The sequence below is a fragment of the Aromatoleum buckelii genome (assembly GCF_012910785.2).
Taxonomy (GTDB): domain Bacteria; phylum Pseudomonadota; class Gammaproteobacteria; order Burkholderiales; family Rhodocyclaceae; genus Aromatoleum; species Aromatoleum buckelii.
The window spans coordinates 464386-477079 of sequence record NZ_WTVH02000010.1 but is presented as its reverse complement, the minus strand read 5'-3'; the positions used below and the strand labels follow the sequence as shown (position 1 = coordinate 477079).

At 67.2% G+C, this 12694-nt stretch carries 12 protein-coding genes; 6 read left to right on the top strand and 6 right to left on the bottom strand.

Annotated features, from left to right (window positions below):
* Nucleotides 1-137: 137 nt before the first annotated feature.
* A complete protein-coding gene (locus GO608_RS12890) occupies nt 138-1043 on the bottom strand; it encodes a LysR family transcriptional regulator (protein ID WP_169198050.1) in 906 nt (301 codons plus the stop codon).
* A gap of 155 nt (nt 1044-1198) precedes the next feature.
* On the opposite strand from GO608_RS12890, the gene GO608_RS12885 reads away from it, so the two are divergent.
* The 4 genes from GO608_RS12885 (at nt 1199) to maiA (ending at nt 4945) form a co-directional block, all read left to right on the top strand.
* Nucleotides 1199-2236, top strand: coding sequence for a cupin domain-containing protein (locus GO608_RS12885; protein ID WP_169198049.1), 1038 nt, complete (start codon nt 1199-1201; stop codon nt 2234-2236).
* A 25-nt stretch (nt 2237-2261) separates the two neighbouring features.
* Nucleotides 2262-2972, top strand: coding sequence for a fumarylacetoacetate hydrolase family protein (locus GO608_RS12880; protein WP_169198048.1), 711 nt, complete (start codon nt 2262-2264; stop codon nt 2970-2972).
* Between the two features lie 102 nt (nt 2973-3074).
* The gene (locus GO608_RS12875) at nt 3075-4271 is read left to right on the top strand and encodes a 3-hydroxybenzoate 6-monooxygenase (protein ID WP_169198047.1); all 1197 of its coding nucleotides are present in this window, start codon (nt 3075-3077) and stop codon (nt 4269-4271) included.
* An 11-nt stretch (nt 4272-4282) separates the two neighbouring features.
* Nucleotides 4283-4945, top strand: a complete 663-nt coding sequence (gene maiA, locus GO608_RS12870; RefSeq protein WP_169198046.1) for a maleylacetoacetate isomerase — start codon at nt 4283-4285, stop codon at nt 4943-4945.
* A gap of 95 nt (nt 4946-5040) precedes the next feature.
* On the opposite strand, the gene GO608_RS12865 is transcribed toward maiA, so the two are convergent.
* Nucleotides 5041-5886, bottom strand: a complete 846-nt coding sequence (locus GO608_RS12865; RefSeq protein WP_169198045.1) for a LysR family transcriptional regulator — start codon at nt 5884-5886, stop codon at nt 5041-5043.
* Nucleotides 5887-5986: 100 nt separating this feature from the next.
* On the opposite strand from GO608_RS12865, the gene GO608_RS12860 reads away from it, so the two are divergent.
* On the top strand, nt 5987-7183 hold the full coding sequence (locus GO608_RS12860; RefSeq protein ID WP_169198044.1) for a YbfB/YjiJ family MFS transporter: 1197 nt from the start codon (nt 5987-5989) through the stop codon (nt 7181-7183).
* Between the two features lie 70 nt (nt 7184-7253).
* Here the strand turns inward: GO608_RS12860 and GO608_RS12855 are convergent, their stop codons facing one another.
* From GO608_RS12855 to ftsY, 4 genes are all read right to left on the bottom strand, one after another.
* Nucleotides 7254-8384, bottom strand: coding sequence for a radical SAM/SPASM domain-containing protein (locus GO608_RS12855; RefSeq protein ID WP_169198043.1), 1131 nt, complete (start codon nt 8382-8384; stop codon nt 7254-7256).
* Nucleotides 8385-8463: 79 nt separating this feature from the next.
* Complete coding sequence (gene ftsX / locus GO608_RS12850; protein ID WP_169198042.1) at nt 8464-9366, bottom strand: permease-like cell division protein FtsX; 903 nt, start codon at nt 9364-9366, stop codon at nt 8464-8466.
* Nucleotides 9363-10025: a cell division ATP-binding protein FtsE gene (locus GO608_RS12845; RefSeq protein ID WP_169198041.1), complete on the bottom strand. Its 663-nt coding sequence runs from the start codon at nt 10023-10025 to the stop codon at nt 9363-9365. The genes ftsX and GO608_RS12845 overlap by 4 nt, the downstream gene beginning before the upstream one ends.
* Nucleotides 10022-11179, bottom strand: a complete 1158-nt coding sequence (gene ftsY / locus GO608_RS12840) for a signal recognition particle-docking protein FtsY (RefSeq protein ID WP_169198040.1) — start codon at nt 11177-11179, stop codon at nt 10022-10024. Before ftsY ends, GO608_RS12845 begins: the two co-directional genes overlap by 4 nt.
* A 140-nt stretch (nt 11180-11319) precedes the next feature.
* Between ftsY and GO608_RS12835 the strand changes: the two genes are divergently transcribed.
* Nucleotides 11320-12693: a M16 family metallopeptidase gene (locus GO608_RS12835; protein WP_169198039.1), complete on the top strand. Its 1374-nt coding sequence runs from the start codon at nt 11320-11322 to the stop codon at nt 12691-12693.
* Nucleotide 12694: the final 1 nt, after the last annotated feature.

Sequence of the window (12694 nt, the reverse complement as noted above, 5' to 3'; positions counted from 1 at the left end):
GGTGCAATGCAACGCGCGAGTGAATGCGTTCGGGTCGCGCATCAAAAGGCAATTCAATTCAAGCACGCGGAGCGGGGAAATCCAGCGCTTGTGAGCGAGCTGCGGCCGCGAGAATCGTGACCCCGCCCCCCGTTTTCTCACGGCGCGAGCGACGTCGATAACAGCTCCTGGATCAGCGCGCGCAGCCAGCGGTTGCCCGGATCGTTGTTGTAGCGCTCGTGCCAGTGCTGCTTGACGGCGTATTCGGGCAGCGGGAAAGGCACTGGGTACACGCGCAGCCGCTCCTCGTCGGCGAGCAGTTCGCCCAGACGCTGCGGGATCGTCACGAGCAGCGCGGTGCGCTCGACGACGTAGGCGATGCCGACGAAGCTCGGGATGCGCAGCACGACGCGACGCTTGATGTCCTGGCGCGCGATCTCGCGGTCGATGATCAGGTGGCCGGTGCCGGAAGTGCTGACGACGGCATGCTCTTCGGCTTCGAACCGCGCGAGCGTCAGGCCGCCGCGAATCCGCGGGTGCGTCGCGCTCGCCATGCACACGTAGTGCTGCCGGAACAGCGCCTGCTGGTAGAAGCCGGCTTCGAGCTGCGGCATGAAGCCGAGCGCGACGTCGACCTCGCCCGATTCGAGCATGCCGGCGGTGTTCGCCGAGAGATTCGCGATGTCGATATGGATGCCCGGTGCGACGGTGCGCAGCCGCTCCCACAGTCGGGGCAGCAGCACGAGCTGGCTGATGTCGGTCATCGCGATGCGGAACGTGCGGCGCGCCCGCGTCGGATCGAACTCGGCGCGACGGCCCGATGCGGCCGCGACCGCCGCAACGGCAACCCGAATCGGCTCGGCCAGTTCCTCGCCGAGCGGCGTCGGCTCCATGCCCCCCGACGTGCGCACGAACAGCGGATCGCCGAAATGCTCGCGCAGCTTGCCGAGCGCGATGCTCACTGCCGGCTGGCCGAGCCCGAGATTCTCGGCTGCGCGGCTGACGCTGCGCGTCTTGTAGATTTCGTCGAAGACGCTCAACTGGCGGATTTCGAGAGTTTCCATCGCTTCACTCTATTCTGTTTTCGAATAAAGGGCATTCGATGCAACGAATGGATTGAATGTCTGCTGTTCAGTACATTTCGCCCATCGATAACAATTTTGTTGATTTAGATCAAAAGAATTGATCGAAAATCAATACCCAAAGGAGGAGTGCAGCCATGTCGGAACTCGGAACCCTTGAAGATCTGCCGCTCGATTACCGGCAGGCGTTGAGCGCGCAGAATCTCGTGCCGCTGTGGCCGAGCTTGCGCGCGGTCCTGCCGCTCGGCCAGCCCGGCCCCCGCACTCGCGCGACGATGTGGTCGTACAAGAGCCTGCGACCGCTGCTGATGCAGGCCGGCGAGCTGACGCCGATCGAGAAGGCCGAGCGCCGCGTCCTCGTGCTCGCGAACCCCGGCCACGGCCTCGAGAAGATGCAGGCGAGTTCGAGCATGTACCTCGGCATGCAGTTGCTGCTGCCGGGCGAATGGGCACCCCCGCACCGGCACACGCCGAACGCGGTGCGCATGATCGTCGAGGGAACCGGCGCCTACACGACGGTCAATGGCGAAAAATGCCCGATGCAGCGCGGTGACCTGATCCTGACTCCGACCGGGCTGTGGCACGAGCATGGCCATGACGGCGACGAAGCGGTCGTGTGGCTCGACGTGCTCGACCTGCCGCTGGTCTACTACATGGAAGCGTCGTACGCGGTCGAAGGCGAGAAGCAGGACGTCATCCCGCGCCGCGGCGACCGCGAATACCTGCGCGGCGGCGTCGTGCCGAGCCCGGTGTTCACCCGCGACACGTCAGCCTATCCGATGCTGCGCTACCCGTGGGTCGACGTGCGCGCAGCGCTCGAAGCACTCGCCGCCGACCGTCCCGGCAGCGACGCGGTGCAAGTCGCCTACGTGAATCCCGAAGACGGCAGCAGCTGTCAGAATATCCTCGGTTTCTCGGCGCTGATGCTGCGCCCGGGCGAGACGCTCGCGCTGCCGGCCCGCTCCCCCGCGATGGTGTTCCACGTCATCGAAGGTGGTGCGCTCGTTTCCGCCGACGACACCGCGTTCACGCTCGCCGAGGCCGACACATGCTGCGTCCCCGGGTTCGCGCGCGTCACGCTGAAGAACCGCTCGACGACCGAACCGGCGTTCATCTTCATCGCCGACGAGTCCCCGCTGCACCGCAAGCTCGGACTCTACGAAGTCCGTGCCTGATACGCCTGCCACTGGAGAGATCACGATGAGCCAAGCCGAATACGTCTTCACCCCGCCACCGGTCCGCTCGCTGCCGGTGTGCGGCAGCAATGCCCGGTTCCCGATCAACCGCCTGTTTTTCGTCGGTCGCAACTATTACGCCCATTCGGTCGAGATGGGGAATCCCGTGGACAAGGCAACTTCGCGGCCGTTCTATTTCACCAAGGCGCCTTCGACGCTGACCGAATCCGGCGCGACCGTCGCGTATCCCCCCGGGACAAAGAATTTCCACTACGAGATGGAGCTCGTCGTCGCGATCGGCGCACCGGGTTTTCGCGTCGCCGAAGCCGATGCGGAAAAGCTCATCTACGGCTACGCCTGCGGCCTCGACATGACGCGTCGCGACCTGCAGCTCGTCGCGCGCGAAGCCGGCCGGCCGTGGGATCTGGGCAAGGATGTCGAGCAGTCGTCGGTCGCGTCAGAGATCGTGCCGAAAAGCGAACTCGGCGTCGTGTCGCAGGGGGCGCTGACCCTCGCCGTCAATGGCCAGACGAAGCAGTCGTCGGACGTGTCGCTGCTGATCTGGAGCATCCCCGAGATCATCGCCGACCTGTCGCAGTTCTATCATCTGCAGCCGGGCGACCTGATCTACACCGGCACGCCCGAAGGCGTCGGCGCCGTCAATCCCGGCGACCGGCTCACCGGGCGGATCGACGACATCGGCGAGATCAACCTCGTGATCGGTCAGCCGGAATAAGACAAAGAGAGACACCCGAGAACTGCTTCCGACCGCGAACAGCCGGGCCGGAACCTGCGGACCGCAGAGAACGGCCCGCGCATCGACACAGAGGAGACGGACATGAGCGAGACACTTCCCGTAATCGTCGCCGGCGGCGGCATTGGCGGCTTGGCCGCGGCACTGGCGCTCGTGCGCCAGGGTTTTTCGGTCAAGGTGCTGGAGCGGGCGGCCGAGATCGGCGAAATCGGCGCCGGCATCCAGCTCGGCCCGAACGCTTTCCACGCGTTCGACGCGCTGGGCGTCGGCGACAAAGCGCGCGCCCGCGCGGTCTATACGGACGAGATGGTGATGCACGACGCGCTCGACGAGAGCCTCGTCGGCCGCATCCCCACCGGGGAAGCGTTCCGCAAGCGCTTCGGCAACCCTTACGCCGTCATCCATCGCGTCGATGTGCACCTGTCGCTGCTCGAAGGCGCGCAGGAAACCGGGCGCGTCGAGTTTCTGACGTCGACCCGCGCCGAGCGTGTCGAGCAGGACGAGCACGGCGTGACGGTGTTCGACCAGCATGGCAACGCGCACCGCGGCATCGCGCTGATCGGCGCCGACGGCGTCAAGTCGGCGGTGCGCGCGCAGTACGTCAATGACCCGCCGCGCGTCACCGGCCACGTCGTCTACCGGGCGGTGATCGACAAGAAGGATTTCCCCGAAAACCTGCAGTGGAACGCCGCGAGCATCTGGGTCGGGCCAAACTGCCACCTCGTGCATTACCCGCTGCGCGGCGGCGAGCAGTACAACGTCGTCGTGACGTTCCACAGCCGCCAGCAGGAAGAATGGGGCGTCACCGAAGGCAGCCGCGAAGAGGTGCAGAGCTACTTCCAGGGCATCTGCTCGAAAGCGCGCCAGCTGATCGACCTGCCGAAGAGCTGGAAGCGCTGGGCGACTGCCGACCGCGAGCCGATCGGCCAGTGGTCGTTCGGCCGCGTGACGCTGCTCGGCGATGCGGCGCACCCGACGACGCAATACATGGCGCAGGGCGCGTGCATGGCGCTCGAAGACGCCGTGACGCTCGGCGAAGCGCTGCGCGTCCATGACAACGACTTTGTCCGGGCTTTCGATCTCTACCAGCGTTCGCGCGTCGCGCGCACCGCGCGCATCGTGTTGTCGTCGCGCGAAATGGGCCGCATCTACCACGCCAAGGGCGTCGAGCGCCTCGTCAGGAACGACCTGTGGAAAGGCCGCACGCCGGAGCGCTTCTACGACGCGATGGAGTGGCTGTACGGCTGGAACGTCGACAACTGCCTCGCCGCGGCGGCATGAGGGAGCGAGCGATGCAGCTCTACAACTTCTTCCGCAGCGGCACGTCGCATCGTCTGCGCATCGCGCTGAACCTCAAAGGGCTCGACTACGAATACGTCGCGGTCGACCTGCGCAGCGAGGAACACCTTGACGCCGCCTTCAGGGCGGTGAATCCGCAGGCGCTGGTGCCGGCGCTCGTGTCGGAGTCCCCTGAGGGCGACCTGACGCTGATCCAGTCGCCGGCGATCATCGAGTGGCTCGAGGAACGCTACCCGACGCCGGCGCTGCTGCCCGCCAGCGCCGAGGATCGCGCCCGCGTGCGCGCGCTCGCCGCGATCGTCGGCTGCGACATCCACCCGATCAACAACCGCCGCATCTTGGAATACCTGCGGAAGACTCTCGGCTGCGACGAGGCGGCAGTGCTCGCGTGGTGCGGCACGTGGATCAAGGCCGGTTTCGACGCGCTCGAAGCGCTGCTCGCGGCCGACAAGTCGCGCGGGGAGTTCTGCTTCGGCAACGCGCCGACGCTCGCCGACGTCTATCTGATCCCGCAGGTGGAGAGCGCGCGGCGATTCAACGTCGATCTGTCACCGTACCCGAACCTTCTCGCGGTCGACGCGGCGTGCGGGCAGCTCGACGCATTCTGTCGCGCCGCGCCGGCAAGACAACCCGACGCGCCGCCGTCGACAGCCTGAGCACCCGAGCCGTACAGGCCGTAAATGCGCACGCGACCGCTGGCGGCGCCTGACTCCCCGCTTCCCGGTGCCTCGCCGGAACCCGGCGACGCTCATCACGCGCCGGTCGTCACCGCGTCGGCAAGCGTCTTCAATGCTGCTATCGGTCGCGCATCGCGCAGGCGGACCATCCCGGTCGGCACACGGCCGACGTCCGCCGGCAACGCCTCGACGACGAGTTCGGCGGCAAGCGGCGAGCGTTCGACGACGCGCCGTGGCATCAGCGTCCAGCCGAGCCCGACCGACACGCAGCCGAGGATTCCTTCGAGCGTGCCGAACTCCATCACGTCGGCGCACGCCTGCCCGCTAGCACGCTGCCAAGCAAGCGCCCGGGCGCGGTACGCGCAGCCTTCACGGAAAATGATCAGCGGCAGCGCTTGGGGGCCCGCGCCGTCGGCGCACACCTGCACGAGTTCCTCGACGACAAGTTCTTCGAACTGAAGATCGGGGTGCTTCACCGGCCCGGCCACGAATGCGCAGTCGAGCTTGTGGTCGAGCACCTTCTCGGTCAGCGCGGCACTGGTGTCCGCCTGCACCCGCAGTTCCAGCGCCGGATGCGCGGCGCGCACGGCCTTCAGCGCTGCGGGCAGGTGCAGCGCGGCGAAAGTCTCCATCGTGCCGATGCGCAATTCCCCTGCACTCTCGCCGACCTGCCGCATCGCTGCGGTCGTCTGGCGTTCGAGCAGCAGCATCCGGCGCGCATATTCGAGCAGCACCCGCCCGGACGGCGCGAGCTCGATCCCGCGCCCCTTGCGGAAAAAGAGTTCCGTTCCCAGCTCTTCCTCGAGCCGGCGGATGCGGCTCGTGACATTCGACTGCACGGTGTTGAGCTTGCGCGACGCGGCAAGGATGCCGCCCTCTTCGACGACCGCCTGGAAAGTCCGCAGCGCGACGAGTTCCATCACCCATCTCCAAAAGAGAATTTTTCGTTCAGAACAAATCGTTTGTTTCGATAGATTATCCTGTCTATCGTGTCCGATCGGAAGAATTGACGAGCCTCTGATGAACGAACAGAAAGAACGCATCAAGATTTTGAGCGCAGGCATCTTCAGCCTGATTCTCGTGCTGGGTGTCGCGCGTTTCGCGTATACCCCGCTGCTGCCGCTGATGCAGCAGCAGGCGGGGCTCGGGATTGCCGAAGCCGGCTGGCTGGCGGCCATCAACTACGCCGGTTATCTCTCCGGCGCGGTGCTCGCGGCGATGATCAGCGATCTCGTGCTCAAGGACCGCCTGTACCGGATCGGGATGGTCGTTGCAGTCCTGAGCACCGCGATGATGGGCCTGACGACGGACTCCACCGTGTGGGCGGTGTCGCGCTTCATCGCCGGGCTGAGCAGTGCCGCGGGCATGCTGTTCGGCACCGGGCTGATCCTCAACTGGCTGATCCGTCACAACCACCGCAGCGAACTCGGCATCCACTTCGCCGGGATCGGCCTCGGCATTGCCGGGTGCGCGGCAGCGGTCGCGCTGATGAGTTCGTGGCTCGACTGGCGCGAGCAGTGGTTCGCGTTCACCGCGTTCGGCTGCGTGCTCCTGGTGCCGGCGCTGCGCTGGCTGCCGCCGCCCGATCGCAGCGCGGTGACGAAAACCGGCGAAGTCATGGCCGACCGGCCGCCGACGCCGCTGTTCATGCGCCTTTTCATGGTCTCGTACTTCTGCGCGGGAATCGGCTACGTCGTCAGCGCGACCTTCATCGTCGCGATCGTCGACCAGTTGCCGGGACTCGCCGGGCGCGGCACGCTGGTGTTCCTCGCGATCGGCGTCGCCGCGGCGCCGGCGTGCATCGTCTGGGACTTCGTCGCGCGCCGCACCGGGGATCTCAATGCGCTGATCCTCGCGGCGGTGCTGCAGATCGGCGGCATCCTGCTGCCGCTTGCCGGCGGCCTCGCCGCGGCGCTCGCCGGCGCGCTGCTGTTCGGCGGCACGTTCATCGGCATGGTCAGCCTCGTGCTGACAATGGCCGGCCGCTACTACCCGACGCGACCGGCAAAAATGATGGGCAAGATGACCGTCTCGTACGGCATCGCGCAGATCGCGGCCCCCGCGCTGACCGGCTGGCTCGCGGCCTCGCTCGGCGGCTACGCCGCGGGACTGTACCTCGCCGCCGCGGCGATGGTCGTCGGCGTCGTGCTGCTGCTGGTGCTGAAAGCCGTCGAACGGCGCGAAACCGCAGGCAACGTGCCGGCCTTCGAAGCCTGACGCGCAATCGCACCATTCCGTTCGACATCGCCCGGCAGGTTCCGGCCACCGGTCGATGCAGCGTTCTACGCTACGGCATCACTTCGACGTAGTCGTAGATCTCGCAGTCGGTGATCTCGCGCCGCACTGCAAGCGGCGCGTTCGCGAACCACGCGTGCGGGTCGCGGCGGTCGATCTCGGCGCCCATGAACTTCACCAACTCGCAGATCGGCTCGACGACCTGCTCGCGATACGGCGCGTCGTCGAGCACGTAACCGACGTAGAGGTTCTTCATGCAGTTGCGCCGGCAGAACGGCAGCGCTTCGCACGATTCGCACGGCATCGCAGGCGTCGGCTGCAGCGGACTCGGCTTGAGCCAGTTCGCGACGAGGTCGCCCTGCTGCATTTCCGGGCGGTGCGTCAGGTCCGGGCACGGGAAGATGCGCCCGTCCGGCAGGATGTTGAGGATATGCGTCGACGCGCGGCATTGCGACAGCCCGCTACACGCCTCGCGGGCGCGCGACGGCAGCACCTTGTTGCGCACCGTGCCCATCAGAGGAATGAACGGGTACAGCGCGGGCGAAGCGAAGAACTTGTCGATCAGCAGCGTCAGCGCTTCCTTCTTGGCGGGCATGGCTTCGGCGTCGTAGAAGCCTTCGGCCTGGGTGAACTGCCAATACACGTAGTCGAAGGCCGGCAGCAGGCTGTCGAGTTCGTCGAAGCTGATGTCAGGATGTCCCCAGGTCACGCGCGCGGTGAGCCTCCCGCCGAGCTTCGGCCGGATTTTTTCGATGTTCGCCGTCACCTTGCGATACACGCCGCGGCCGCGGTAATGGTCGGTGGTGTGCTCGGCGCCATCGACCGACACGAGCACGTTCGACAGCTTCGCCAGCACCGCATCCGGCAGCCGGTGCAGCAGCGTGCCGTTCGTCTGCAGCTGGAAGCGGAACGTCGGGTGGCGCTCCATGAGCGCCGCCATGAACGGGATGTTCAGCGTCGGCTCGCCGCCGTAGAACGTGACGTAGATCTCCTTGTCGGCGAGATGCGTCGCGATGAAGGTGTCGAGCGTGTCGAGCGAATACGCGACCTTGCCCTGCGAACCGAGGACGTCGCCGACTGCGATCGAGCAGTACGAGCACTTCAGGTTGCAGGCGAGCGTCGTGAAGATGTTGAGTTCGACGCGGTTGCCGACGATCGGCCGGCGCAGTTCGGGTGCGTTCATGATTTGTCGTGCGTGAGCTGGGGGGAAAATGTTTCCGCGGCGGGCGCGGATTATAGCCGCAGCCCGCCGCCGAGGAGCCTTACGTGAGGCGTTCGGCTAGATGACGGCGTACCGAGATCGCGCTGCCGAGCCAGCCGAGGAACGCGGCGAAGCCGAGGATCGCTGCGCTCTCGTGCAGGCCCGGCCCGCTCAGCGTGAACACCGCGCCGTAAGTCTCGGCGAGACTCGCGACCGGCCCGCGCAGCGCCTGCACGGTCGCCCACACCGTCGCCAGCGCGACGCCTCCGCCGAGCAGGCCCTGCAACGTGCCGAACCAGTAGAACGGGCGACGGATGAACGGATCGGTCGCGCCGAGCAGGCGGCTGACGTCGATCTCGTGGCGCTGCGTGAGGATCTGCAGCCGGATCGTGTTGAACGTGACGATGACGAGCGCGAAGCCGAGCAGCCCGGCGAGCAGCAGCACCGCGGACTGCCCGAGCCCGAGCAGCGCATGCAGGCGCTTGACCCACGCCGAATCGAGCTGTACGTGGGCGATGCCCGGCCACGCCACAAAGCGCGCATGGAGCTGCTCGTACGCAGCCGGATCGTCGCTGCCCGGCGTGACGATGAACGCGTCGGGCAGCGGGTTCGACGTCAGGCCGCCGAGCACGTCGCCGAGGCCGCTGTGCTCGAGCTGCCGCAGCGCTTCGTCCTTGGGCACATGGCGGTAGCCGGCGAGCTCGCCGTCGGCGCGCAGCCGCTTGTCGATCGCGTCGACGTCGGCGTCCGACGCGTCCTGCGCCATGAAGACGCTGATTTCAGGCGTGCCGGAAACGCCGCGTGCGAGCGACGCGACGTTGTCGAGGAGCAGGTAGCCGGCTGCCGGCAGCGACAGCGCGATGCCGACGACGAGCGCCGACAGCAGCGTTCCGAGCGGCTGCGCGACGAGGCGCCGCAGCGCCAGCGCGAACGCGCGCAGATGCAGCGAGAACCAGTTGATCATGCCGCGGCCTCGATCAGCAGGCCTTTGCCGAGCACGATCCGGCGCGGCTGGTGCTTGGCGAACAGGCGGTCGTCATGGGTCGACACCAGCACCGTCACCCCCGCCGCGTTGAAGGACTTGAACAGGGTCGCGATCTCGGCGGCGTAGGCGGTGTCGAGGTGCGCGGTCGGCTCGTCGGCGATCAGGATCGAAGGCCGGTTGACGATCGCCCGCGCGATTGCGACGCGTTGCTGCTCCCCGCCGGACAGCCCGGCCGGCATTTCGCGCTCGCGCCCTGCGAGGCCGACGCGGTCGAGCGCCGCGGCGACGCGCTTTGCCGCATCACGCGGCGGATGGCCGGTGATCACCAGCGGCAGCATCACGTTGTCGAACACGTTGCGGTCGTACAGCAGCCGGCTTTCCTGCAGCACCAGCCCGAGATTGCGGCGCAGGTACGGAATCGCGCGCCGCCGCAGGCCGGACACGTCCTGGCCGCTGATGCGCACCGTGCCCGAGGTCGGGCGCTCGATCGCGGCGATCAGTTTCAGCAGCGTGCTCTTGCCCGCGCCGGAATGCCCCGACAGCACCGTGAGTTCGCCGGCAGGGATCTCGAAGCTCACGCCGGCGAGTGCGGTGTAGCCGCCGGGATAACGCTTCACGACCTCTTCGAAAACGATCATGCCGCGCTGCCGGCTCCGTTCGTGTCGAACAGCGCGTCGACGAACTCGCGCGCCTTGAACGGCTGCAGGTCGTCGATTCCTTCGCCGACGCCGATGAAGCGCAGCGGCCGCGGGTACTGCCGTGCGATCGCCGCGACGACGCCGCCTTTCGCGGTGCCGTCGAGCTTCGTGACGACGAGGCCCGTGACGCCGATCGCGCTGTCGAAAGCCTTCACCTGCGCCAGCGCGTTCTGGCCGATGTTCGCGTCGAGAACGAGCAGCACTTCGTGCGGCCCGGTCGGGGAAGCTTTCGCGATGACCCGTTTGACTTTCGCGATCTCGTCCATCAGATGCAGCTGCGTCGGCAGGCGGCCCGCGGTGTCGGCGAGCACGACATCGATGCGGCGTGCCTTGGCCGCGTTGATCGCGTCGAAGATCACCGCCGCGGAGTCGCCGCCGTCCTGCGCGATGACGGTGACGTTGTTGCGCTCGCCCCACGTCATCAGCTGTTCGCGTGCCGCAGCGCGGAACGTGTCGCCGGCGGCGAGCAGCACGCTCCTGCCCTGCGCTTGGAAATATTTCGCGAGCTTGCCGATCGAGGTCGTCTTGCCCGAGCCGTTCACGCCGGCGATCATGATGATGTAGGGACTGTGGCCGGACACGTCGAGCGGTTCCTCGAGCGGCAGCAGGATCGCGTGCAGCTCGTCGGCGAGCGCCTTCTGCAGCTGGTCGGCAGTCTCGAGCCGGTCGCGCTTCCAGCGCTTGCGCAGTTCGCCGAGCAGGTGCTGCGTCGCCTCGACGCCGCAGTCGGCCATCAACAGCGTCGCTTCGAGCTCCTCGAGCAGTTCCTCGTCGATCTTGCGCCGGCCGAAGAGGCTCGCCAGCCCCCCGCCGAGCTGCTGACGGGTGCGGCTGAGTCCCGCCTTGAGCCGCTCGGACCACGAACGTTTCGCGGCGGGCCTCGCCGTCTCCGCGGCAAGCGGGACGGGAGCTTCAAAAGGAGCTTCGAAGGAAGCTTCGAAATCGGGACCGCCGTCGGCGGGCGGAGCCGGCTGCACCGCTTCGGCGATCGGTTCGGCCTGGTCGCGCGCAGGCTCCGCCGGGATCTCGTCCGGCTGCGTCTTGTCTTCCACCGCATCGGGCTTCGCGGGCTTTTTTCTCAGGAAACCAAACATGGGTATTCGGGTCTGTTGTGACGTTTGAACTTCGGCGGCGCCGAAGTCCCAATAACGCTAAGATGCGGCTGCACGTTCGAGCGGCGCCGGGTTCAGTCCGGACCGCGAGCCGCGAATTCTACCAGATGCAGGACATCTCCATGTTTCGCCAGAACTTTCCCCGCCTCGCCCTGCTTGCCGCCGCGCTGTTCGCCGCAGCGGGGCCGCTTCACGCGAATCCGTTCGAGACGACCCTCGACAACGGCATGCAAGTCATCGTCAAGGAAGACCGCCGCGCCCCGTCGGTGGTTCATATGGTGTGGTACGACGTCGGCGCGATGGACGAACCGGCAGGCGTCTCAGGCATCGCGCATCTGCTCGAACACATGATGTTCAAAGGCACGGAGAAAGTCGGCCCGGGCGAGTTCAACAAGCGCGTCGCCGCGGTCGGCGGGCGCGACAACGCGTTCACGTCGCGCGACTACACGGCATATTTCCAGCAGATCCCGCCGGCCGAGCTGGACGACATGATGATGCTCGAAGCCGACCGGATGGCGAACCTGAAGATCACGCCTTCGCTGTTCGCGCCGGAGCTCGACGTCGTGCGGGAAGAACGGCGCCTGCGCACCGAAGACGAGCCGCGCGCGCTGGTGCATGAGCAGTTGATGGCCACGACGTTCCAGGCCCACCCGTATGGCCGTCCGGTCATCGGCTGGATGACCGACCTCGCCTCGATGACGGCCGAGGATGCGCGCACCTGGCACCGGAACTGGTACGCGCCGAACAACGCGCGCCTCGTCGTCGTCGGCGACATCGACCACCAGGCGGTGTTCGACCTCGCCCGCCGCTACTACGGCGCCGTGGCCGCGCGCGAACTGCCGAAGCGCCGCATCACGCCCGAACCGGAGCAGCTCGGCCCGCGCCAGAGCGTCGTCAGGGCGCCTGCCGAACTGCCCTACGTCGCGCTGGCATGGCGTGCGCCGACGCTGCGCGATCCGGCGAACGACCGCGACGTGTATGCACTGCAGGTGCTCGCGGCGGTGCTCGACGGCTATGACGGTGCGCGTCTGCCGCGCCGGCTGGTGCGTGAGACGCGCGTCGCGGTGTCGGTCGGCGCCGGCTACGACGGCACGGCACGCGGCCCGTCGCTGTTCACGCTCGACGCGGCTCCCGCAGCGGGCAAGACCGTCGCCGACGTCGCCGCGGCGCTGCGCGACGAGATCGCGCGCATCCAGAACGAAGGGATCGCCGAGGACGAGCTCGAGCGGGTCAAGACGCAGACGATCGCCGGCGAAGTCTACAAGCGCGATTCCCTGATGGGCCAGGCGATGGAGATCGGCTTCCTCGAGGCGAGCGGCCTGTCGTGGCGCGACGAGGCGGCGCTGCTCGAAGGCGTGCGTCGCGTCACCGCTGCGGAAGTCCAGGCGGTCGCGCGCAAATATTTCACCGACACCACGCTGACCCGGGCACAGCTCGACCCGCTGCCCGTTCCTGCCGGACAGCCTCGCCCCGCGGCGCCGGCGACGAGGCACTAGC

Coding starts and splice junctions, on each gene's coding strand:
- GO608_RS12855 (WP_169198043.1), bottom strand. CDS start 8,384: ATGAACGCACCCGAACTGCGCCGGCCGATCGTCGGCAACCGCGTCGAA.
- GO608_RS12845 (WP_169198041.1), bottom strand. CDS start 10,025: ATGATCGTTTTCGAAGAGGTCGTGAAGCGTTATCCCGGCGGCTACACC.
- GO608_RS12865 (WP_169198045.1), bottom strand. CDS start 5,886: ATGGAACTCGTCGCGCTGCGGACTTTCCAGGCGGTCGTCGAAGAGGGC.
- maiA (WP_169198046.1), top strand. CDS start 4,283: ATGCAGCTCTACAACTTCTTCCGCAGCGGCACGTCGCATCGTCTGCGC.
- GO608_RS12885 (WP_169198049.1), top strand. CDS start 1,199: ATGTCGGAACTCGGAACCCTTGAAGATCTGCCGCTCGATTACCGGCAG.
- ftsY (WP_169198040.1), bottom strand. CDS start 11,179: ATGTTTGGTTTCCTGAGAAAAAAGCCCGCGAAGCCCGATGCGGTGGAA.
- GO608_RS12875 (WP_169198047.1), top strand. CDS start 3,075: ATGAGCGAGACACTTCCCGTAATCGTCGCCGGCGGCGGCATTGGCGGC.
- GO608_RS12880 (WP_169198048.1), top strand. CDS start 2,262: ATGAGCCAAGCCGAATACGTCTTCACCCCGCCACCGGTCCGCTCGCTG.
- GO608_RS12890 (WP_169198050.1), bottom strand. CDS start 1,043: ATGGAAACTCTCGAAATCCGCCAGTTGAGCGTCTTCGACGAAATCTAC.
- GO608_RS12835 (WP_169198039.1), top strand. CDS start 11,320: ATGTTTCGCCAGAACTTTCCCCGCCTCGCCCTGCTTGCCGCCGCGCTG.
- GO608_RS12860 (WP_169198044.1), top strand. CDS start 5,987: ATGAACGAACAGAAAGAACGCATCAAGATTTTGAGCGCAGGCATCTTC.
- ftsX (WP_169198042.1), bottom strand. CDS start 9,366: ATGATCAACTGGTTCTCGCTGCATCTGCGCGCGTTCGCGCTGGCGCTG.